Source organism: Ornithinicoccus halotolerans (genome assembly GCF_009602535.1).
Classification (GTDB): Bacteria; Actinomycetota; Actinomycetes; order Actinomycetales; family Dermatophilaceae; genus Ornithinicoccus; species Ornithinicoccus halotolerans.
Genome location: NZ_WIQI01000197.1, coordinates 1 through 1,917, shown reverse-complemented (window position 1 = coordinate 1,917; position 1,917 = coordinate 1). Strand labels below are relative to the sequence as shown.

3 protein-coding genes are annotated in these 1,917 nt (G+C 76.5%); all 3 read left to right on the top strand.

Going from position 1 to position 1,917, the window contains the following annotated elements; genetic code table 11:
• A partial coding sequence (locus GFJ45_RS16570; RefSeq protein WP_194288738.1) for a tetratricopeptide repeat protein occupies window positions 1-765 on the top strand: 765 nt, incomplete at its 5' end.
• Window positions 762-1,592, top strand: a complete 831-nt coding sequence (locus GFJ45_RS15955) for an HAD-IIA family hydrolase (RefSeq protein WP_228387208.1) — start codon at window positions 762-764, stop codon at window positions 1,590-1,592. The genes GFJ45_RS16570 and GFJ45_RS15955, both read left to right, overlap by 4 nt.
• A gap of 10 nt (window positions 1,593-1,602) precedes the next feature.
• Window positions 1,603-1,815, top strand: coding sequence for a hypothetical protein (locus GFJ45_RS15950; protein ID WP_153399052.1), 213 nt, complete (start codon window positions 1,603-1,605; stop codon window positions 1,813-1,815).
• Window positions 1,816-1,917: the final 102 nt, after the last annotated feature.

The window sequence follows — 1,917 nt, the reverse complement described above, 5'->3', positions numbered from 1 at the left end:
CGCGAGGAGCGTGACCGCCGCGGGCCGCGCGAGGAGCGTGACCGCGGCGCCGACCACCGTGGTGAGCGACGGCCGCGGCCACCGGAGCCGGCGCTCGATGAGGACATCGTCGCCAGCGACCTGGACCCTGCCGTCCGGCGGGAGCTGCGCACGTTGTCCAAGGACAACGCCGACACCGTCGCCCGGCACCTCGTCGCCACCGGGCTGGCGCTGGCCGAGGGTGACCTGGTGCGTGCCCGGGAGCACGCCGAGGCCGCCGGCCGCCGGGCCGGGAGGATCGCTGCCGTGCGCGAGGCCCTCGGGATCGTCTACTACCGCGACGGGGAGTGGGCCAAGGCGCTGGCCGAGCTGCGCACCGCGCGCCGGCTCTCCGGCTCCAGCCACGTGCTGCCGCTGCTGGCCGACTGCGAGCGAGGCCTCGGCCGGCCCGAACGTGCCCTGGAGCTGGCCCAGTCTCGGGAGGCAGCCGGGCTCGCAGCGGAGGAGCGCGTGGAGCTGGCGATCGTCGCCGCCGGGGCCCGCCGGGACCTGGGGCAGACCGAGGCGGCCGTGCTGGACCTCCGGGACCTGCTGCGCGCCCAGCCGCAGCCCACAGCGCGGCTGTCCTATGCGTACGCGGACGCCCTCGAGGCCGCGGGCAAGGGCGAGCAGGCACGGGAGTGGTTCAGCCGGGCTCTCGAGGCCGACCCGGAGGGGGAGACCGACGCCGAGGAGCGGCTCGCGCTGCTGCAGCCGCCGGGACAGGCCGGCGGGGCAGGTCCGTGAGCGTGGAGCACGGCTCGGTGCGCGGGCTGATCTGTGACCTCGACGGCGTGGTGTACCGGGGGAGCCAGCCCTGCCCGGGCGCCATCGAGGGACTGACCGAGGCCCGCCAGCGCGGGATCGCGATCCTCTACCTGACCAACAACGCCGGCCACACCGCCGCGGGCATCGCCGAGCGGCTGGCCGGTATGGGCGTGCCGGCGATGGAGGCCGAGGTTCTCACCAGCTCACAGGTCGCCGCCGACGAGGTCGCCGAGCACCCCGAGCGGGACGAGGCCCGGCGGGTGCTGGCGGTCGGCGGCCCGGGGGTCCGCAGGGCGCTGCTGGACCGCGGGGTCGCGACCGTGACCGCCGGGGAGCTGGCAGGGGGCGAGGAGCCGGTGCCGTGGGCGGTCGTGCAGGGGTACGGCACGGACGTGACGGTCACCGACCTGACCGAGGCGGTCTACGCCGTGCGCGCCGGTGCGCTCTGGGTGGCCACCAACACCGACGCCACGCTGCCCACGCCACGGGGGCTGGCCCCCGGCAACGGTGCCCTGCTCGCGAGCGTGGCACACGCCACCGGACAGCAACCGGGCCTGATCGCCGGCAAGCCGCACGCCCCGGCCTACCGTCGAGCGCTGCAGCTGCTCGGGCTGCGGGCCGAGGAGGTGCTCGCCGTCGGCGACCGGCTCGAGACCGACATCGTCGGCGCCCGTACCGCAGGCATCCCGACCGCGCTCGTGCTGACCGGTGTCCACGGTCGCGAGGACGTCGAGCAGGCGTCACCGGACCACCGCCCCGACGTCGTCGTGGACAGCCTGCACGATCTCGCCCGGTGGTGGGGCTAGCGTGGGAGCGATGAACGAGCAGCGCGAGCAGCAGACCCCGACGACCGGCCCCCCGGTCACCGGCGACTCGGTCGTGGACCAGGCGCTGCGCGAGCTGGACCGGGCGAGCGGGCAGACGCTGGCGGACCGCGCCGAAGCCGCCGCAGCCGCACACCGGGTGCTGCAGGAGCGGCTACGCGCGCCGGGCGCAGGGGGCGCCGGGGACGGGGACCCCCCGGCGTGAGCGGCCCGCAGCCGGTCGGCGCGGGTGGGCTACTACTACCCCGGGACGGACCTGACGGCCCTCCAGGAGGAGATGCGCGGCTACACCGACCGCGGCTACACG